Source organism: Oscillibacter sp. 1-3 (genome assembly GCF_000403435.2).
Lineage (GTDB): Bacteria > Bacillota > Clostridia > Oscillospirales > Oscillospiraceae > Oscillibacter.
On the sequence record NZ_KE159707.1, the window covers coordinates 749,307 to 768,280 of the forward strand.

Annotated in this window: 16 protein-coding genes; 6 read left to right on the plus strand and 10 right to left on the minus strand. The window is 63.5% G+C overall.

Annotated features, from left to right (window positions below; genetic code table 11):
• Nucleotides 1–8: 8 nt before the first annotated feature.
• The 8 genes from C816_RS10110 to C816_RS10150 all read right to left on the minus strand — a co-directional run bounded on the left by C816_RS10110 (nt 9) and on the right by C816_RS10150 (nt 9,944).
• Entirely contained in the window at nt 9–1,004 is a 996-nt protein-coding gene (locus tag C816_RS10110) for an ABC transporter permease (RefSeq protein ID WP_016322302.1), read from the minus strand.
• A complete protein-coding gene (locus tag C816_RS10115; RefSeq protein WP_016322303.1) occupies nt 1,001–2,095 on the minus strand; it encodes an ABC transporter permease in 1,095 nt (364 codons plus the stop codon). The genes C816_RS10110 and C816_RS10115 overlap by 4 nt, the downstream gene beginning before the upstream one ends.
• On the minus strand, nt 2,096–3,631 hold the full coding sequence (locus tag C816_RS10120; protein ID WP_016322304.1) for an ABC transporter ATP-binding protein: 1,536 nt from the start codon (nt 3,629–3,631) through the stop codon (nt 2,096–2,098). It abuts the gene before it with no gap.
• Nucleotides 3,632–4,037: 406 nt separating this feature from the next.
• Nucleotides 4,038–5,315, minus strand: a complete 1,278-nt coding sequence (locus C816_RS10125) for a BMP family ABC transporter substrate-binding protein (protein WP_016322305.1) — start codon at nt 5,313–5,315, stop codon at nt 4,038–4,040.
• A gap of 272 nt (nt 5,316–5,587) precedes the next feature.
• Nucleotides 5,588–6,829 (minus strand): threonine synthase, encoded by a 1,242-nt coding sequence (locus tag C816_RS10135; protein WP_016322306.1) that lies wholly within the window; start codon nt 6,827–6,829, stop codon nt 5,588–5,590.
• A complete protein-coding gene (locus C816_RS10140) occupies nt 6,826–7,734 on the minus strand; it encodes a DMT family transporter (RefSeq protein WP_016322307.1) in 909 nt (302 codons plus the stop codon). Before C816_RS10140 ends, C816_RS10135 begins: the two co-directional genes overlap by 4 nt.
• 90 nt (nt 7,735–7,824) lie before the next feature.
• Nucleotides 7,825–9,300, minus strand: coding sequence for a pyridoxal-phosphate dependent enzyme (locus C816_RS10145; protein WP_016322308.1), 1,476 nt, complete (start codon nt 9,298–9,300; stop codon nt 7,825–7,827).
• On the minus strand, nt 9,297–9,944 hold the full coding sequence (locus tag C816_RS10150) for a helix-turn-helix transcriptional regulator (RefSeq protein WP_040655382.1): 648 nt from the start codon (nt 9,942–9,944) through the stop codon (nt 9,297–9,299). The genes C816_RS10145 and C816_RS10150 overlap by 4 nt, the downstream gene beginning before the upstream one ends.
• 208 nt (nt 9,945–10,152) lie before the next feature.
• Between C816_RS10150 and C816_RS10155 the strand changes: the two genes are divergently transcribed.
• From C816_RS10155 to C816_RS10180, 6 genes are all read left to right on the plus strand, one after another.
• Nucleotides 10,153–11,565: a YgeY family selenium metabolism-linked hydrolase gene (locus C816_RS10155; RefSeq protein ID WP_016322310.1), complete on the plus strand. Its 1,413-nt coding sequence runs from the start codon at nt 10,153–10,155 to the stop codon at nt 11,563–11,565.
• Between the two features lie 8 nt (nt 11,566–11,573).
• Nucleotides 11,574–11,954, plus strand: coding sequence for a hypothetical protein (locus C816_RS23650; RefSeq protein WP_155978969.1), 381 nt, complete (start codon nt 11,574–11,576; stop codon nt 11,952–11,954).
• Nucleotides 11,955–11,982: 28 nt separating this feature from the next.
• On the plus strand, nt 11,983–13,173 hold the full coding sequence (gene ygeW / locus C816_RS10165) for a knotted carbamoyltransferase YgeW (protein ID WP_016322311.1): 1,191 nt from the start codon (nt 11,983–11,985) through the stop codon (nt 13,171–13,173).
• Nucleotides 13,174–13,409: 236 nt separating this feature from the next.
• Complete coding sequence (arcC, locus tag C816_RS10170; RefSeq protein ID WP_016322312.1) at nt 13,410–14,351, plus strand: carbamate kinase; 942 nt, start codon at nt 13,410–13,412, stop codon at nt 14,349–14,351.
• 220 nt (nt 14,352–14,571) lie between these two features.
• Nucleotides 14,572–15,651 carry a bifunctional histidine phosphatase family protein/GNAT family N-acetyltransferase gene (locus C816_RS10175; RefSeq protein WP_016322313.1) on the plus strand — a complete coding sequence of 360 codons (1,080 nt, stop codon included), beginning with the start codon at nt 14,572–14,574 and terminating at the stop codon, nt 15,649–15,651.
• A gap of 443 nt (nt 15,652–16,094) precedes the next feature.
• On the plus strand, nt 16,095–17,060 hold the full coding sequence (locus C816_RS10180; RefSeq protein ID WP_016322314.1) for a calcium/sodium antiporter: 966 nt from the start codon (nt 16,095–16,097) through the stop codon (nt 17,058–17,060).
• A gap of 114 nt (nt 17,061–17,174) precedes the next feature.
• On the opposite strand, the gene arcC (C816_RS10185) is transcribed toward C816_RS10180, so the two are convergent.
• The gene (arcC, locus tag C816_RS10185) at nt 17,175–18,119 is read right to left on the minus strand and encodes a carbamate kinase (protein ID WP_016322315.1); all 945 of its coding nucleotides are present in this window, start codon (nt 18,117–18,119) and stop codon (nt 17,175–17,177) included.
• A gap of 249 nt (nt 18,120–18,368) precedes the next feature.
• On the minus strand, nt 18,369–18,974 hold a 606-nt coding region (locus C816_RS10190; RefSeq protein ID WP_016322316.1), incomplete at its 5' end, for an S-layer homology domain-containing protein.

Consider the following 18,974-nt stretch of genomic DNA (forward strand, 5'->3'; position numbering starts at 1 on the left):
ATTGACGCTTAGCGGTCCTCCCGGAAGTAGGCCAGGCCCAGACTGGCGGGAGGCTGCTTTTCCTTGTTGTTGCGCATGCTGGAGGCGATCAGCACAATGACCGTCACCACATAGGGCAAAATCTTGTACAGCTGGGTGGGGATGAAGGGGATCACCAGCCGCAGGTACAAAATCATCAGCGCGCCGAAGAGCACGGAGCCCCAGATGGCGGACAGGGGCCGCCACATGCAGAAGATCACCAAAGCCACCGCCAGCCAACCCACGCCGCCGAGGCCTTCGTGGTTCCACACGCACCCGGCGATGGTCATGATGTACACCATGCCGCCCACGGCGGAGATGCCGCCGCCGATGACGGTGGCCAGGTACTTGTATCGCTCTACGCTGATGCCAGCCGCGTCCGCCGTGGCTGGGGACTCGCCCACGGAGCGGAGGTAGAGGCCCGTCCGGGTGCGGTTCAGGAAGAAGAACATCCCCCCCGCCAGGATCAGTCCCAGGTAGAAGAACACGCTGTTCCCAAAGAGCACGCCGCCTACTATGGGAATCTTCTGGAGGAAGGCGGGGAAGGGCGAGTTCTGGAAATAGCCCTTCAAAGTGTTGCCGATGGCGATGTACCCGTTCTCCCGGACCCGCATGTACTCGCCCAGAAATTGGCCCACGCCGGTGCCGAAGATGGACAGGGCCAGGCCGGTGACGTTCTGGTTAGCCCGGAGAGTGGTGGTGAGGAAGCTGAAAATCAGCGAGGCCAGCGCCCCTGCCAGGAAGGAACACAAAATGCCCGCCAGCACGGCGACAAAGCCGTTGGCTCCGGCACCCGCCGCCTTCTCATAATAGAATACGCCGCCCAGGCCCAGCGCGCCGCCCATGAACATGATGCCCTCCACGCCCAGGTTCAGGTTGCCGGACTTCTCCGTCAGAATTTCGCCCAGGGTGCCGAACAGCAGCGGCGTGCCGTAGGTGATGGCGGCGATGACCAGGGCCAGAAACAGGCTCAGGAAATTACTCATGATTTTGCCGCCTCCTTATGAGTGTTTTTGCGGAAGATCAGCTTGTAGTTGATGAAAAACTCGCACCCCAGCATACAGAAAAGGAGGATGCCGGTGATGATGTCGGAGATGGAGGTGGGCACGGCCATGCGGGTCTGGAGGGTCTCCGCGCCCTTGCTCAGTACCGCCAGCAGCATGGAGATGGCCACCATGGCAAAGGCGTTCAGCTGGCTCAGCCACGCCACGGTGATGGAGGTGAAGCCCACGCCGCCGGCCACGCCGTCGTACAGCGTGTTGTTGGCGCCGGAGGCCACAATAAAGCCCACGATGCCGCTGATGGCCCCGGAGAGGAACATGGTGCGCATCATCACCCGGCCCACGTTCATGCCGGCGTACCGGGCGGTGTTGACGCTGTCGCCGATGACGGCAATCTCATAGCCGTGCTTGGTATGGTTCATATAGATGTGCATGAACACCACCAGCACCAGCACGATGATCCAGCCGCAGTGGACCCCCAGCACCCGGGGGAGGCACGCGGCGGAGTCGAACTGGGGAATGATCTGGGAGCCCTTGCGGCCCTCCCAGGGACCGCCCTGGAGCCAGCGGACCACGCCAATGATGATATAGTTCATCATCAGGGTGAACAGGGTCTCGTTGGTGTTCCACTTCGCCTTGAAAAAGGCGGGGATCAGGGCCCAAATACCGCCGGCAATGGCCCCGGCGGCGCCCATGACCACCAGCAGCACGGGGGAGGGCAGCCGGTTCGCCCAGAAGAGGGCGAAGTAGCTGGCGGCCACGGCCCCGGCGGTGATCTGACCCTCGGCGCCGATGTTCCAAAAGCGCATCTTGAAGCAGGGGGCGATGGCCAGGGCGCAGCCCAGCAGGGGAACGGCGATTTTCACCGTCTGCCGGAGGGCGCTCTTTTTGCCCAGGGCTCCGGAGAGGATGGTGCCGTAAGCGGTAAGGGGATTGGCTCCCACAAGGCCCATCACCAGGGCCCCCAGCAGCAGGGCGAAGACGATGGACCCGAAGCGGATGCACCAGACCTTCCAGCCCTCCATGCCGTCCCGCTTGGCCAGACGGATCAGAGGCGTTCTCTTCTCATGGTTCATCTATGCTCCCTCCTTTCCGCCAAGGCGGGTCATCAGCAGTCCGATTTGATCCTTGGTGGCGCTGCGGGCGTCCACCACGCCGCTGACCTGGCCGCCGCAGAGCACCAGGATGCGGTCGCACAGCTCCAGCAGCACGTCCAGATCCTCGCCCACGTAGATCACCGCCACGCCCTTCATCTTCTGCTCCGTCAGCAGGTTGTAGATGGTGTAGGAGGTGTTGATGTCCAAGCCCCGCACCGCGTAGGCGGTCATGAGGACGGAGGGGGCGCTGGCGATCTCGCGGCCCACCAGCACTTTCTGCACGTTGCCGCCGGACATGCGGCGGACAGGGAACTCGGTGCTGGGGGTCACCACCTCCAGCTCCTTCCAGATCTCCATAGCCAGGGCGTTGGGGTCCTTGCGGTTGATAAAAACGCCCTTTCCCTTTTTCCAGGAGCGAAGCATCATGTTCCCCGTCATGCCCATGGAGCCCACCAATCCCATGCCCAGCCGGTCCTCGGGGACAAAGGCCATGGCCACGCCGGCCTTTTTGATCTGCATGGGGGTCCTGCCCACAAGATTCGAGGGCTCCCGCCCCTCCGGGGTGTAGATGATCTCGCCCTCCGCCGCCGGGTAGAGGCCGGAGATGGCCTCCAGCAGCTCTCGCTGGCCGGAGCCGGCGATGCCGGCAATGCCCAGAATCTCGCCGCCCATGGCGGTGAAGGAGACGCCGCTGAGCTTCCTCACGCCTTCGCCGTCCAGACAGGTGAGATTTTTCACCTCCAGCCGGGGCACGGGCTTTTCGTATTGGGGCCGGTCGATGTTCAACGTCACGGCGTGGCCCACCATCATGTCGGTGAGGGCCTGGGGGTTGGTCTCGGCGGTGTTGACCGTGCCGATGTACCTGCCCTTGCGCAGCACCGCCACCTTGTCGCTGAGGGCCATGACCTCGTGGAGCTTGTGGGTGATAATGACGATGGCCTTGCCGTCGGCCTTCATGGCCCGCAGCACGTCAAAGAGCTTGTCGGTCTCCTGGGGAGTGAGGACGGCGGTGGGCTCGTCCAGAATCAGGATCTCCGCCCCGCGGTAGAGCACCTTCACAATCTCCACCGTCTGCTTTTGAGAGACGGACATATCGTAGATCTTCTGGGCGGGGTCGATGTCAAAGCCGTACTTCCCGCAGATGGCCCGGACCTTGCTCTCCGCGGCCTTGATGTCCAGCCTGCCGCCCTCCTCCAGGCCCAGGACGATGTTCTCCGTGGCGGTGAACACGTGCACCAGCTTGTAGTGCTGGTGGATCATGCCGATGCCGTTGGCGAAGGCGTCTTTGGGGGAGCGGATGGAGACGGGCTGGCCGCCCACAAAGATCTGGCCCTCGTCGGGGAAGTAGATGCCGGAGAGCATGTTCATCAGCGTGGTCTTGCCGCTGCCGTTCTCCCCCAGCAGGGAGAGAATCTCCCCCCGGTTCAGCCGCAGGTCGATGCCGTCGTTGGCCACCACCTCGCCGAAGCGCTTGGTGATGCCCTTCAATTCGATGGCGGATACAGCGTTTTCCAAATACTGTCACATCCTTTCTAAGAGGTCCCGGCGGGAAAAGACGCTGAGCCGGGCGGAGTCCGGATGGGTGTTAATAAAGTTTGGGGCCGCCCTTTTCAAAGGGCGGTGGGGTCTGGGGCAAAGCCCCAGTGGGGGTGCGGGGGCAAAGCCCCTGTGGGATTGGGCAAAACCCAATGGCGGTATTTGCTGTTAAGGCAGATGTGAGGACGCCGTCTGCGTCCTGCTTCGGGTTTTCACTTATTGATAAGTGCGAGTTGAAGTTCCGCGCCGTGCACGGCGCGGCCCGGGGCGCCGCCCCAGGGCCCCGCAGCCTTTGAAAAGGCTGGCGAAACTTTTATCCGCGTCCCCTATAAGAACAGGGGGCCGCGCGCGGCCCCCTATGGAGTTCTTCTGATAGACTTTCCTGTTAGAATGCGGAGTTCAGCCACTCAATGCCGTCGATGGAAATGGCAAAGTAGGGAGCGGACTGGAAGTAGGACTCGTGGAACGCGCCGTCGAACACGGCCTCCTCGGAGTCGGCGGTGAAGTCGCCGTCGGTGTCCAGGGCGAAGGCGTTGGTCAGGGTCTCGCCGTTGTTGACGGTGAAGGTGCTGGTGTCAAACACCTGCAGCTCGCCGGAGCGGAGCTTGGCCTCCACTTCCTCCAGCTTCTCGGCGGTGCCGGGGGCGGCGATGGCCTCGTTGAGGTCGGTCATGACCACGGCGTTCATGTCCATGCCGTGGCACCAGTCCTGATCAAAGCTCTCGCCGTTGGCCACGGCCTCGATGGCGTACTCAAAGTAGGGGGCCCAGTTGATCCGGGTACCGATGAGGGAGGCCTCGGGGGCCACGGAGATCATGTCGTTGTTGTAGCCGGTGTGGAACACGCCCTTGGACTGGGCGGTGGTGGCGGGGGTGGTGTTGTCGGAGTGCTGGGAGATCATGACGCAGCCCATGTCCGCCAGGGCGGAGGCGGCGTTGGCTTCCTCGGTGGCGTCGGACCAGGAGCCCACAAACTGGACCTTCATGGTCACGCTGGGGCAGACGCTCCGGGCGCCCAGGAAGTAGCTGGTGAAGCCGGAGATGACCTCGGCGAAGGAGAAGGCGCCCACGTAGCCGATGACGGCCTGGTCGGCGGTGATCTCGCCGTCGTCAATCATCTGCTGGAGCTTCATGCCCGCCACGATGCCGGCGAGGTAACGGCCCTCGTAGATGTTGGCGAAGGCGTTGTGGGTGTTGTCCAGACTGTCGCCCCAGGAGGCTTGGTTGGTGCAGGCGATAAACTCGATCTCGGGGTAATCGGGGGCCACCTTCAGCATAAAGGGCTCAAAGCCGAAGGAGTTGTTGATGATGAGGTCGCAGCCATCGTCCGCCAGCTCAATGTTGGCGTCCTCGCAGCCGGAGTCCTCGCCGATGTTCCACTTGACCACCCACTCCACGCTGATGCCCTTGGCATCCAGGGCCTCGGTGGCGGCCTCCTTGCCGCGGATAAAGTTGTAGGTGTAGCCCTGGTCGTTCTCGTCGCCGATGCAGATGAGGCCTACCTTTACGGTCTTGGCGGCGGGCGCGCCGGAGTCCTGGCCGTCGTTGGGCTGGGACGTGCCGCTGTCGGCGGGCGGGGTGGTTTCTTCCCCGCTGCCGCCTCCGCAGGCGGCCAGGCTCAAAACCATTACCAGGGACAGCAGCATTGCAAGAAACTTCTTCATTCTGGTTTTCCTCCTTAAAAATAAATATGGAAAGGAACCGGACGGGGTGGGATTACCTCGTCACTTATCATCATACAAGAAAACCCACAGAAATTCAATGAAATTTTTCCTGTTTTCGGGAAAAAGACGATATATTTTGCGGGATTTTCCATCCGTTTTTTTGTAGTTCCTCCAAAAGAGGGGACAAAAGCGGCGTCCCCCCTCTCCGGCCGTCCCGCCGCCTGAAAACGCGGGGCCGGCAGGGCGCATGCGGCCCCGCCGGTCCCGGCGTGTCAGTCCACGGCAATATGGCGCTCGGCAAAGGCCGAGAGGAGGCGGTCCATGTCGGAGGGGATGGAGATGGGCTCGCCGCAGGACTTGATGGCGTTGGCCACGTCCTTGAGGCCGTTGCCCGTCACCACGCTGACCACGGTGTCGTTCTTCCCGATCACGCCGGCCTCGCAGAGCTTCTTCACCCCCGCCGCGCCGGTGACGCCCGCAGGCTCGCCAAAGACGCCGCAGGTGCGGCCCAGCAGCTTCTGGGCGGCCATGATCTCCTCGTCGGAGACGTTGACCGTCAGGCCGTTGGACTCCCGAATGGCCATGAGGGCCTTGTCCGCGTTCCGGGGTACGCCCACGGCGATGGAGTCCGCCAGGGTGTTCTCCTCCATGGGGCGCCAGTCCTCCCCGGTCTCAATGGCCCGGTTCAGGGGGCAGCAGCCCGCCGCCTGGGCGGAGATCAGCCGGGGGAGACGGTCGATGAAGCCGATGGCGTACAGGTCCTTGAGCCCCTTCCAGAGCCCGGCGATGGTGCAGCCGTCGCCGACGCTGATGGCGATGTAGTCCGGCGCCTGCCAACCGAGCTGCTCCATGATCTCCAGGGAGACGGTCTTCTTGCCCTCGGAGAGGTAGGGGTTGATGGCGGCGTTGCGGTTGTACCAGCCCCAGCGGTCGATGGCCTGTTTGGAGAGCTCGAAGGTCTCCTCATAGCTGCCCTGGACGGAGACGACGGTGGCGCCGAAGGTCATCAGCTGGGCCACCTTGCCCTTGGGGGCCCGGGAGGGGACGAAGATGTAGGTAGCAAGACCCGCCGCCGCGGCGTTGCCCGCCAGGGACGAGGCGGCGTTGCCGGTGGAGGAGCAGGCGATGACCTGCGCCCCGGCCTCCTGGGCCTTGGCCACGGCCATGGCGCTGGCCCGGTCCTTCAAGGAGGCGGTGGGGTTCTGGCCGTCGTCCTTCACCCACAGGCGTTTCAGGCCCAGGATTTCCGCGAGGCGGGGCTCCTCGTACAGAGGGGACCAGCCCACCCGCAGAGACGTGGGCTTCGTGCTGTCCGCAATGGGCAGCAGCTCCCGGTAGCGCCACATGGAGCGCTCCTGCCGGGCCGCCAGCTTCTCTTTCGTCAGCCGGGTCTTGATGTACTCGTAGTCATAGACGATGTCCAGAATCCCGCCGCATTCGCAGGTGGTCAGGTCCGGTGCGGCGGAATAGGTCCTGCCGCACTTGACGCACTGTCCGTATTTTACGTGTTTCATTTCGTCTCCTCCGTCAGAATTTGTGCATCCTCCGCCGCCTTTTCGGGCGGAGTCTCCGCCGGACGCAGAATCTCCGCCGCCACGCCGCCGCAGATCAGCGCCGCGCCCGCCAGCATCCGCGGGGTCATCCGCTCTCCCAGCAAAGCGGCGGAGAGGACGGCGCAGAAGATGCTCTCCGTGGACAAAATCAGGGTGCAGCGCACCGGGTCCAGATATTTCAGGGTGAAGTTCTTGATGAGGTAGCACAGCACCGTGGGCACCGCCGCCAGATACAGCACCGACAGCACCGCCGGGCGGGTGTACGCGCCTCCCGTCCCCTGGATGAGGGTCAGGACGCCCATGCAGGCCGCCGTGGTGAGGAACTGGAAAAAGGAGATCTGGAGCCGGGAATCCTCCCCCGCCAGCTTCACCAGCAGGAGGCTGTTGAGGCCGTAGGTGGCGGCGTCCGCCAGCAGGAGCAGGTCCCCCGGCGCCGCGCCGCCGAGGCCCTCCCTCAGGCTGAGAAAGCCCACGCCGGTCATGGCCAGCGCCGCCGCCAGCAGGGAGCGCCGGGCGGGCCGCGTCCGGAAGAACAGGGCGCAGAGGAAGGGCATCATGATGATGTTGGTGGCTGTCAGGAAGGATGCCTTGGAGGCCTCCGTCATGGCGAGGCCGAACATCTCCAGGGTAAAGGTCAGGGATGTCAGAAGTCCCAGAAGGAAGCCGGTCCCCACGGCGGACCGCGCGGGGCGGCGCAGCTGCTTTCGGAATACCAGGGCGGTGAGGAGGCTTCCCAGGGAGAAGCGGCAGAACACGATCTCAAATTGCAGCATCCCGCTGCTGATGCAGTACTTGGAGGCCACAAAGCTGCTGCCCCACATGGCCGAGGCGGCCAGAAGCAGCCAGGCGGCGCTTCCCTTGGTCATTTTCATCACTTCCCGGTATGAAGGGGGGAGATCCCCGCCGGGGAGAGCGCTGCTCCTCCCGGCGGGGCGGGAATCATCCCGTCCGGAGTGTCACAGGTTTTTCAGGACGCCGGTTTCCTCGTTGAAGGCGTTGATGAGTTCGTCCAGATCCCTGGCCTGGGCGTGGACCGCGTCCCAGGTCCCCTCGGTGTCGTACCACAGGGCGTTCAGGTCGTGCATATCCTTGCCCTGCTGCTCCACCCAGGTGTAGTATTTCAGATGGTGGACCCGCTTGCGCTCGGCGTAGGTCAGCTCCATCATGCTGTCGGTTTTGAGGCCCAGCATATGCAGGTTGTGGTCCAGCTCCGCCGCCTGGACGGTGTAGGCCCCGTGCTGGTCGTTCAGCTCGGCGATGCGGCTGCCGTACATCACGGCGCTGTCGGTGAGCACGGTGCCCACCACGTCGTGCTCGGTGAGCTCGTAGTACTTGGCCATCTTGATGCAGCAAAGGACGTTGGCGATGCCGCTGATGCCAAGCCAGGTGAGTTTTTCGATGAGCTCGCCGTCCAGGCCCAGGGTCTCTTTCAGGTATTTCTGACCCTCGGGGGTGTTGAACAGGCGCAGCAGGCGCTGGCTGTCCTCGTCGTCGATGGCAATGGCCATGTCGCTGTTTTTCACGTTGTGAATCCAGGGGATGTGCTTGTCGCCGATGCCCTCGATCCGGTGGCCGCCGAAGCCGTTGTTCAGGATGGTGGGGCACTGGAGGGCCTCGCCCACCGCCAGCTTCAGGCGGGGATACAGCTCCTTGAGGCGGTCGCCCGCGCTCATGGTGCCGGCGGAGCCGGAGGTGAAGGCGGCGCCGGCGAAGCGGTCGCCGGGGCGCTTGACGGCCTCGAACACGTCCGCCAGGGCGTTGCCGGTGACGTTATAGTGCCAGAGGGGATTGCCCATCTCCTCAAACTGGTTGAAGATCATGTACTGGGGGTCCAGCTTCAGCTCGTTGGTCTTGTCGAAAATCTCCTTGACGTTGGACTCGCAGCCGGGGGTGGCGATGACCTCGGCGCCGATCTCATGGAGCCAGTCGAACCGCTCCTTTGACATCTCCGCAGGGAGAATGGCCACGCCCTGGGCCCCCAGCAGGCGGGAGTTGAAGGCACCGCCCCGGCAGTAGTTGCCGGTGGAGGGCCACACGGCCTTGTGGACGTCCACGTCAAACTGGCCCGTCACCAGCCGGGGGGCCAGACAGCCGAAGGAGGCGCCCACCTTGTGGCAGCCCGTGGGGAACCACTTGCCCACCATGGCGATGATCCGGCAGGGCACGCCGGTGAGGGAGCTGGGCAGCTCCACATAGTTGGGCACGGCCTGGAAGAGGCCGCCGGACTCCCTGGCCTCGTTCTTCCAGGTGATGCGGAACAGGTTCATGGGGTCCACGTCCCACAGGCCCAGGGTCTTGAGCTTGTCCTGGACCTTCTCCGGGATGGTCTCCGGGCGCTGCATCTGGGCAACGGTGGGGATGATGATGCCGTTCTCCTTTGCCTTTTTGATGTTGTGGGCCAGGCCCTGCTTGTTGATGGAAAGGTCGATCATAGTGGTTTGTCCTCCTCCAGTTTTGTGTCGATATAGGAATACAAGGTGTACTTGGAGATCCCGAAGTATTTGGCGACCTTGTCGCCGGATTTGGTGACCAGAAACGCGCCGTTCTGGTTCAGGAATTGAATGGCCCGGACCTTGTCGTCCTTATTCATCAGCGCCACGGGCCTGCCCACCAGCGCCACGGACTGCTGGATCAGCTCCTCCAGCAGATCGTTGATGTTGACGATCTTCTCAGGCTCGGTAGGCTGGGGCCCCTCGGTGGAGACCAGGCCGTGGAGGGCGCTCTCCACCATCAGCAGCGCGGAGATGTCGTAATTGATGGCGAGAATGGCGGAGACCTTGCCCTTGCCGTTGCGGATGTAGACGGTGGAGGATTTCAGGATCTTGCCGTCCGGGGTCTTCATCAGGTAGGACAGGTGGTCCTTGGGCTCGGGGTCGTTGGTCTGCAGCTGCTCCATCACCACGTTGGACGCGCCGTCCCCCACCTTCCGCCCGGAGACGTGGCCGTTGATGATGGCCACAATGCTGTGGTCCGGGTTCCGGCTCAGATCGTGGATGACCACCTCGCAGCTGCTGCCGAACTGGGCCGCGATGCCCGCCGCAACCTGCTTGAGCAGTTCCAGTTTTCCGGTTTCTATGGAATATCCCCTCTTTCTATGGCGAAGTTTATATAAACGATCTATTACACCTCTATATAATACCACACTTTTTGTATAAAGCAACACTTTTGCAAAAAAATTTTTTGGTTTTCAAAAATTTTGTTTGACAACGGGAAATCTTGTGATATGATAGGGCTGTAAGCAACAGAGAACGACCTGTCAAAATAATTTTATGGAGGGCTGTATCATGGATTTTGAAGCGATCAAAACGGCGGCGGAGGGCTATAAGGCCGAGATGTCCCGGTTCCTGCGGGACATGATCTCCCACCCCAGCGAGAGCTGCGAGGAAAAGGATGTGGTCATGTGCATCAAGGCCGAGATGGAGAAGCTGGGCTTTGACAAGGTGGAGATCGACGGCCTGGGCAACGTCATCGGCTGGATGGGCCAGGGCGAGAAGATCATCGCCATCGACTCCCACATCGACACCGTGGGCATTGGCAACATCAGCAACTGGGAGGCCGACCCCTACGCCGGCTACGAGACCGACGACATCATCTACGGCCGGGGCGGCAGCGACCAGGAGGGCGGCATGGCCTCCGCTGTGTACGGCGCCAAGATCATGAGGGATATGGGCCTCATCCCCGAGGGCTATAAGATCATGGTGGTGGGCTCCGTGCAGGAGGAGGACTGCGACGGCATGTGCTGGCAGTACATCGTCAACAAATACTTCAACGGCCCCGAGGACGCCCGCAGCAAGATCGAATTCGTCATCTCCACCGAGCCCACCGACGGCGGCATCTACCGGGGCCACCGGGGCCGCATGGAGATCCGTGTGGACGTGAAGGGCGTCAGCTGCCACGGCTCCGCCCCCGAGCGGGGCGACAACGCCATCTACAAGATGGCCGACATCCTCCAGGACGTCCGGGCCCTGAACGAGAACGGCGACGGCCCCTCCAACACCGTCAAGGGCCTTGTGAAGATGCTCAACGAGGAGTTCAACCCCCAGCACTATGAGGACGCCCGCTTCCTGGGCCGGGGCACCTGCACCACCAGCCAGATCTTCTACACCTCCCCCAGCCGCTGCGCCGTGGCGGACAGCTGCGCCATCTCCATCGACCGCCGCATGACCGCCGGCGAGACCTGGGACTCCTGCCTCCAGGAGATCCGGGATCTGCCCAGCGTACAGAAATACGGCGACGACGTGAAGGTCTCCATGTACATGTACGACCGCCCCGCCTGGACCGGCACCGTGTATGAGACCGAGTGCTTCTTCCCCACCTGGATCAACAAGGAGAGCGCCGCCCACGTCCAGGCCCTCATCGACGCCCACCACGCCCTGTGGGGCGACAAGCGCATCGGCCACGCCGACGCCGACCCCAAGAAGGACGCCATGCACCTGCGCGACGGCCGTCCCCTGACGGACAAGTGGACCTTCTCCACCAACTGCGTCTCCATTCAGGGCCGCTACGGCATCCCCTGCGTGGGCTTCGGCCCCGGCGCGGAGAGCCAGGCCCACGCCCCCAACGAGATCACCTGGAAGCAGGATCTCGTCACCTGCGCCGCGCTGTACGCCGCCGCCATCCCCCTGTACAAGCCGGAGAACAAGAGCGACGATGTGACGGAGTTCCGCCAGAGCTTGACGGATAACAACATCCAGTAAGCCCCGGTATGCAGTTAATTGTCTCCGGCCTGGGTCTGGCAGCGCTTCTGGCCCTTGCTCTGGCGTTCCCTTTGGTCGCGGATGAAAAGAGCCTTGGCACGGCGGTCCGAAGCGGAGCATTCTCCCTGGCGGCGGTTCTGGTGATCCTGCTGATTTCCCGGCTCATCACCGAGTTCGCGGATGCCCTGGGGGGAATGGTTCATGATATTGTACGGCTTCCTGCTGTTTTACTGTATTTTCTGGCTGCTTTCCATCCTGGTTCTCACCGTCAAATACTGTTGACGCCGCCGGAAACAGTGATGCCGCAGTCATTAGAAAAGGCAACGAGCGGCTTCAAGTCCATTTGCCGGGGGCAAATACCTGCTTTGTCCATAATTCACTGTCTATAAAACTAAATCGTAAAAGGAGACTTTCAATATGTCTAAGACCATTGAGCTGGCGCAGCACCTGGAGAAGCTACACATCAACAACATGTACAAGTCCGACTTCTACTGGACCTGGGACAAGACCGACGAGGAGCTGGACGCCATCTTCACCGTGGCCGACGCCCTGCGGGACCTGCGGGAGCGGAACAAGTCCACCCGGATCTTCGACTCCGGCCTCGGCATTTCCATCTTCCGGGACAACTCCACCCGCACCCGCTTCTCCTTCGCCTCCGCCTGCAACCTGCTGGGCCTGAACGTTCAGGACCTGGACGAGAAGAAGAGCCAGATCGCCCACGGCGAGACCGTCCGCGAGACCGCCAACATGGTCTCCTTCATGGCCGACGTCATCGGCATCCGGGACGATATGTTCATCGGCGAGGGCCACAAGTACCAGAAGACCTTCATGGACGCCGTGAAGGAGGGCTACCGGGACGGCATCCTGGAGCAGCAGCCCACTCTGGTGAACCTCCAGTGCGACGTGGACCACCCCACCCAGGCCATGGCGGATATGCTGCACATCATCCACCAGTTCGGCGGCGTGGAGAACCTCAAGGGCAAGAAGCTGGCCATGACCTGGGCCTACTCCCCCTCCTACGGCAAGCCCCTGTCCGTACCCCAGGGCGTCATCGGCCTGATGACCCGCTTCGGCATGGACGTGGTGCTGGCCCATCCCGAGGGCTATGACGTGATGCCCGAGGTGGAGGAGATTGCCAAGAAGAACGCCGCCGCCACCGGAGGAAGCTACAAGAAGGCCGCCACCATGGAAGAGGCCTTCGACGGCGCCGACATCGTGTATCCCAAGAGCTGGGCGCCCTTCGCCGCCATGGAGGAGCGCACGAAGCTCTACCAGGCCGGCGACCAGAAGGGCATTGACGAGCTGGAGAAGAAGCTCCTGGCCCAGAACGCCCAGCACAAGAACTGGACCTGCTCCGAGGAGATGATGAAGCGCACCAAGGACGGCAAGGCCCTGTATCTCCATTGCCTGCCCGCCGACATCACCGGCCTCAGCTGCCCCGAGGGCGAGGTGGACAACTCCGTGTTCGACCGCTATCTGGTTCCTCTGTACAAGGAGGCCAGCTACAAGCCCTATGTCATCGCCGCCATGATTATGATGAGCAAGGTAAAGGACCCCGTGGCCGCCCTGATGGCTATGGATTCCGGAAAGGCCCGGAAGGTATTCTAAGGAGGGGACTGTGTCCCCCCCGGATTCCCCTCGCCGGTCTGCAGACCGGCGGACGCCGCCCGGGGCGGCTGGAGCAAGGCGTTCTCGGCGGGGATCGCCCTGCCGAAAATGATTTCCGTTTGCTGCTCTGCCTGCGGCGGAGCAGTCGGGGAGCCCCGGATTTTCCCGAAATCCCCTTCCCTGCTGCTGCGGGCGCCGGGAATGACTGATTATTTTTGGAAGAGGTTATACCAATCATGGGTAAACGTATCGTAGTGGCTCTGGGCGGCAACGCCCTGGGCAATAACCTGCCGGAGCAGATGGCGGCGGTGAAGCAGACCGCCCGGGCCATCGCCGATTTGATCGAGGACGGCAACGAGGTGATCGTGGCCCACGGAAACGGCCCCCAGGTGGGCATGATCCAAAAGGCCATGGCCGAGCTCACCCGCTCCAATCCTGAGAAGTACATCCCCTGCCCCCTGTCCGTGTGCGTCGCCATGAGCCAGGGCTACATCGGCTATGACCTCCAAAACGCCCTGCGGGAGGAGCTGCTGGACCGGAACATCCAAAAGGGCGTGGCCACGGTGCTCACCCAGGTGGAGGTGGACCCCCAGGACCCCGCGTTCCGGAACCCCACCAAGCCCATCGGCGCCTTCATGACCGAGGAGGAGGCCAAGCGCATGGTGGCCGAGCGGGGCTATGACGTGATGGAGGATTCCGGCCGGGGCTGGCGCCGTGTGGTGGCCTCCCCCAAGCCCGTGTCCGTCATCGAGCTGGACACCATCCAGGCCCTGGTGGAGAGCGACCACATTGTGGTGGCCTGCGGCGGCGGCGGAATCCCCGTCTTCAAGACCGAGGGGCACCACCTCAAGGGCGCGGCGGCGGTGATCGACAAGGACTTCGCCAGCGAGGTTCTGGCGGAGGAGCTGAACGCCGACGTGCTGATTATCCTCACCGCTGTGGAGAAGGTGGCCGTCAACTTCGGCAAGCCGGACCAGAAGTGGCTGGACCATCTGACGGCGGAGGAGGCCCGGCAGTACGCCGCGGAGGGCCAGTTCGCCCCGGGCAGCATGCTGCCCAAGGTAGAGGCGGCGGTGAAATTCGCCGAGTCCAAGCCCGGCCGCACGGCCCTCATCACGCTGCTGGAGAAGGCCAAGGCCGGCATCGCCGGGGAGACCGGAACGTCCATCTCCCTGTAAAATTTCAGAAAGCGGCAGACGGGGGCGCGGTTGATCCGCTCCCCCGTTCAAGCCAATCAGGGGCCGTCCGCGCTGGAAAGGTCCGACGGCAATCCGCAAAATGACGGACAACGGGCCGCCGGGGGCGGCGGCCTGTAGCCGTTTGTACGATTGCGCCCCTGCGGGGGGCGCCCCGTCCCCCAGCTGCCCATAATAAAAATCATTTTATCTGGAGGCGCCTATGACCACCATCTATCTGATCCGCCACGCCGAGGCGGAGGGAAATCTGTACCGCATTGCCCAGGGTCAGGACGACAGCGCCCTCACGGACCGGGGCTGGCGGCAGGTGAAGGCCCTGGAGCGCCGGTTTGACGGCGTCCGGATTGACGCGGTGTACACCAGCGACCTCTACCGCGCCTGCGCCACCGCCAGCGCCCTGTATCTCCCCAGGGGGCTGACGCCCTGCCGCCGCCGGGACCTGCGGGAGATCCACGTGGGCGTCTGGGAGCGGAAGACCTGGGGGGAGATTGCCCGCCGCTGGCAGCCGCAGATGGAGGATTTCAGCTGCCGGATGGACCGCTGGCACATGGAGGGGGCCGAGACCCCGGCGGAGGTGCTGGAGCGGGCGCTGAACGCCCTGCGGCAGATCGCGGCGGAGAACGAGGGAAAGACCGCGGCCGTATTCTCCCACGGCTATGTCATCCGCCTTGTGCTGGCGAACTTGCAGGGGATCTCCCTTCGGGACACCGGAGACAGGACCCCCACCGGGGACAACACCGCCGTCTCCGTGCTGGAGTGGGACGGGGCGGCCCTTCGGGTCGTCCGGCAGAACGACAACAGCCACCTGATGACGCCGGAGTATCTGGCGGGAGAAAAGGTCCGCAAGCGGGCCAGCGCCCTGGAGCCGGGGCTGTACTTCGCGCCGCCCCGCCTGCCGGAACAGGAGGCGATGCTGGCGGAGCTGACCGCCGCCTCCTGGGAGGGGGAGCCCCCTGTCCCCGATTCCGGCTGCCCCGCCCTGACGGGGTATCTGGGGGAGGAGCCGGTGGGACTCGTCCGGTTCGGCCCGACGCTGGGGGAGATCGCCCTGATCTGCGTCCGGCGGGACTGCCGGAGACGGGGCTTCGGCGTGCAGCTCATCGGGCAGGCGGTGTACCACTGGCGGCCCCTGGGGGCGGACCGTCTGCGGATCGTCCTGCCGGAGGGCTGCGCCGCGGAGGGGTTCTTCGGGGACTACGGCTTTGCCCCTGCGGAGGCGGCCGGGCCGGACGGCCGGCTCTGGGTAAAGGACATCGGCTTTGATCCGCTGTTCAAATCGTGACAATTTTTTCTGGACAGCCATGTTCTGACAAAGTTTTCGTTGACAAACAGGGTATGATTTCCATATAATACCCTCGAAAACGAGGGAAGCGCAGATTCGGTCATCATATGCGGATTGGCAGGGAAATTTTGCGGCTGACAGGGCGAAAAACCGCGGGGCTCCTTTGTGGATTTCAAGGTTTTTGGCGCGGCCGGAGGCAAAATTTGCCCTCGGGATGTGTACGGGGACGGATTCTGTAATTCCCATGCCCCATAAAAGGGAGTAGCTTGCGTCCTTCGGGATGCGGCTGGGTTCGTCAGCACGGCGGCGGCATGCCGTCCGGGCCCTGCCTGAAAAAGCGAGACTTTTATTGTATGCGGCACCGGCGGGGGGAGATCCCCGTCCGGTTTTCCGTGTGCAATGAGGGTCTCGTTTATCTTTGAAAAGCGGAGGACGTGTGCGCAATGAGTATTTGGGTAACAGTACTGCTGTTCCTGCTGGGACTGGCACTGATCGTCAAGGGAGGCGACTGGTTTTTGGACGGCGCGGTGTGGATCGCGGAGGCCACCGGCGTGCCCCGGTTCATCATCGGGGCCACCATCGTGTCCCTGGCTACGACCCTGCCGGAGCTGACGGTATCCGTCACCGGTGTACTCCAGGGGGAGGTGGACCTGGCGGTGGGCAACGCCGTGGGATCCGTCACCGCCAACCTGGGACTGATTCTGGGCATCTCCATCGTGTGCATCCCCTCGGCGGTGAACCGGAAGCAGTTTGATCTGAAGGCCATTTTGATGGTCTCCGGCGCGCTGCTACTGTTCCTGCTGTGCCGGGGCGGCGTACTGCCGGTGCTGCCCAGTCTGCTGCTGTTTGTGGTGTTCGCCATATATCTTGGAAACAACGTGATGGACGCCCGGTCCGGCATGGCGGAGAGCCGGGGGACAAATCCAAAGCGCCGCACCACCTCCCACCGGCAGATGTTCATGAAGCTGGGCCTCTTCGCCGTGGGCATTGTGGCCATTGTGATCGGCTCCCGGCTGCTGATCGACTACGGCAGCGAGCTGGCGCTGCTGCTGGGAGTGCCCTCCAGCATCATCGGCGTCACCATGGTGGCCATTGGCACCTCCCTGCCGGAGCTGGTGACCACCCTGACGGCCATCGCCAAGAAAGAGGCCTCCATGTCCGTGGGCAACATCGTCGGCGCCAACGTCATCGACCTGACCATGATCCTGCCGGTGTGCTCCGCCGTCTCCACCGCCGGCGGGGATAAGCTGGTCATCGGCAGCCAAACCACGGCCCTGGACCTGCCGGTTTGTCTGGGGCTGTGCTGCCTGGCGGTGCTGCCGCCGCTGGTAAAGGGAAAGTTCTTCCGCTGGCAGGGGGCGCTGATGCTGGCGGTCTACACCGCCTATGTGGTGATGCTGGTGAGCTGAGAGACGGCAGTCCCCCCAAAATGGGGGACAACGGGCCGCCCTCGGAGCGCTGCGGCTTGCGGCGGTGAAAAGACGTCCCCCGCGGGTGAGGACCCGCGGGGGATTGATCTGCTGTCAGGCAAAGGTCACGGTGGTGCCGGTCTTGCCGTCCAGGGCGTCCAGAGCCTTGTCAAGGCTTGTGATAATGGCCCTTTTTCCCGGGTTGGCCCGGACGAATTTCATGGCGGCCTCCACCTTGGGCAGCATACTGCCCACGCCGAACTGGCCCTCCGCGGCATATTGGGCGGCCTCCGCCAGGCTGATGTGGTCCAGGTCCTGCTGGTCCGGCTTGCCGAAACGGATGGCGGCCTTTTCCACCTCCGTCAGAATCAGCAGCACGTCGGCCCCTACGGCCTCCGCCAGGAGCTCGGCGGCAAAGTCCTTGTCAATGACCGCCGCCACGCCCTCCAGGGTGCCGTCCGGGTTCTCCACCACCGGAATGCCGCCGCCGCCGCAGGCCACCACAATGGCGTGGTCCCACAGCAGCCGGATGGCCTCGATCTCCACAATCCGCCGGGGCTGGGGGGAGGGGACCACCCGCCGCCAGCCCCGGCCGGCGTCCTCCCGCATGGTGTAGCCCCGCTCCGCCTCCAGATGCCGGGCCTCCTCCTGGGTGTAGAAGGCGCCGATGGGCTTGGTGGGGTTTTGGAAGGCGGGGTCGTTCCGGTCCACCACCACCTGTGTGGCCAGGGTGACTACAGGGTAGTTCCGGTTGCGGCTGTTGAGGGCGTATTTCAGCGCCTGCTGAATGTGGTAGCCGATATAGCCCTGGCTCATGGCTCCGCAGACATCAAAGGGCATGGGCGGGGCCACGTCCTTGGCGGCCTCGCTGGCCAGGACGATGCGGCCCACCTGGGGGCCGTTGCCGTGGACCACGGCCATCTCATAGCCTCTCTGGCTGATCTGGGCAATGTGGACGCTGGTTTTTTTCACAACCTCCAGCTGGGCCTCGGCGGTGGCCCCGCTGTCCTTGGATTGCAGTGCGTTGCCTCCCAGGGCAATGACAATCCTCTCCGGCATGGTATGACTTCCTTTCCATCAGTTCTCAAGGAAAGTCTGCGCCGTTTGAGGAAGTTTATGCGGAATAAAAAGCGGCGCCGGCAGGAGAAAATGAGGACCGGGAAAATCCCGGTCCTCATTTTATGAAATATCGCGGCGCGGGTAAAGGGAAGTTCCGGGCTTCGCCCGGAGCCGCGGGAGCTTTGCCCCGCATCCCCACCGCCCTTTGAAGAGGGCGGCCCTGAACTTTACCGGCTTGCGCCTGTCGGATTAGGCGGCGGGCTCGGCGTCCTTCTCCGCCAGCTGGCGGAACAGGAAGGTGACGATCTGGCCGCGGTTGCAGGGATTCGCGGGAGCGAAGGTGGTGCCGTCGCCGGTGCCGGCGGTGATCTCATTCTCCACGGCCCAGGCCACGGCGGCAGCGTACTCGGCGTCGGCGGCCACATCGGTGAACTCCTTCTCGGTCTCCGCCTCGGGGCTCCCGGCGGCCTTCCACATGAAGGTCACGGCCATGCTGCGGGTGCAGGTGGCGGCGAGATCGGCGTCCTCGGCAATCATCTCCTTCTCCACGGCCCACTTAGCGGCGGAATCACGGTCGGCCGTGCCCTCCTCGGCACCGGGCTTGCCGTTGGCGCGCCACAGGAAGGTCAGGATGTGGGAGACCGTGCAGGGATCGCCGGGGCCGAAGGTGGTCTCGGTCTTGCCAAGGGTGATCTCCTTGCCTACGGCCCAGTCAATGGCGGCGGCGAAGGGAGAGGAGGCGGACACGTCGGTGAACTTGGGAGCGGCGGGCTCGGCGGCAGTGGTGGTCTCCCCGTCCTTCTTCTCAGGGTCGGCGGGAGTGGTCTCCCCGTCCTTCTTCTCAGGGTCGGCGGG

Bases quoted from the DNA above. Each gene is read 5' to 3' on its own strand.
- C816_RS10180 (WP_016322314.1), top strand. From the start codon at position 16,095: ATGAGTATTTGGGTAACAGTACTGCTGTTCCTGCTGGGACTGGCACTG.
- C816_RS10155 (WP_016322310.1), top strand. From the start codon at position 10,153: ATGGATTTTGAAGCGATCAAAACGGCGGCGGAGGGCTATAAGGCCGAG.
- C816_RS10175 (WP_016322313.1), top strand. From the start codon at position 14,572: ATGACCACCATCTATCTGATCCGCCACGCCGAGGCGGAGGGAAATCTG.
- C816_RS10135 (WP_016322306.1), bottom strand. From the start codon at position 6,829: ATGAAACACGTAAAATACGGACAGTGCGTCAAGTGCGGCAGGACCTAT.
- arcC (WP_016322312.1), top strand. From the start codon at position 13,410: ATGGGTAAACGTATCGTAGTGGCTCTGGGCGGCAACGCCCTGGGCAAT.
- ygeW (WP_016322311.1), top strand. From the start codon at position 11,983: ATGTCTAAGACCATTGAGCTGGCGCAGCACCTGGAGAAGCTACACATC.
- C816_RS10145 (WP_016322308.1), bottom strand. From the start codon at position 9,300: ATGATCGACCTTTCCATCAACAAGCAGGGCCTGGCCCACAACATCAAA.
- C816_RS23650 (WP_155978969.1), top strand. From the start codon at position 11,574: ATGCAGTTAATTGTCTCCGGCCTGGGTCTGGCAGCGCTTCTGGCCCTT.
- C816_RS10115 (WP_016322303.1), bottom strand. From the start codon at position 2,095: ATGAACCATGAGAAGAGAACGCCTCTGATCCGTCTGGCCAAGCGGGAC.
- C816_RS10125 (WP_016322305.1), bottom strand. From the start codon at position 5,315: ATGAAGAAGTTTCTTGCAATGCTGCTGTCCCTGGTAATGGTTTTGAGC.
- C816_RS10140 (WP_016322307.1), bottom strand. From the start codon at position 7,734: ATGACCAAGGGAAGCGCCGCCTGGCTGCTTCTGGCCGCCTCGGCCATG.
- arcC (WP_016322315.1), bottom strand. From the start codon at position 18,119: ATGCCGGAGAGGATTGTCATTGCCCTGGGAGGCAACGCACTGCAATCC.
- C816_RS10110 (WP_016322302.1), bottom strand. From the start codon at position 1,004: ATGAGTAATTTCCTGAGCCTGTTTCTGGCCCTGGTCATCGCCGCCATC.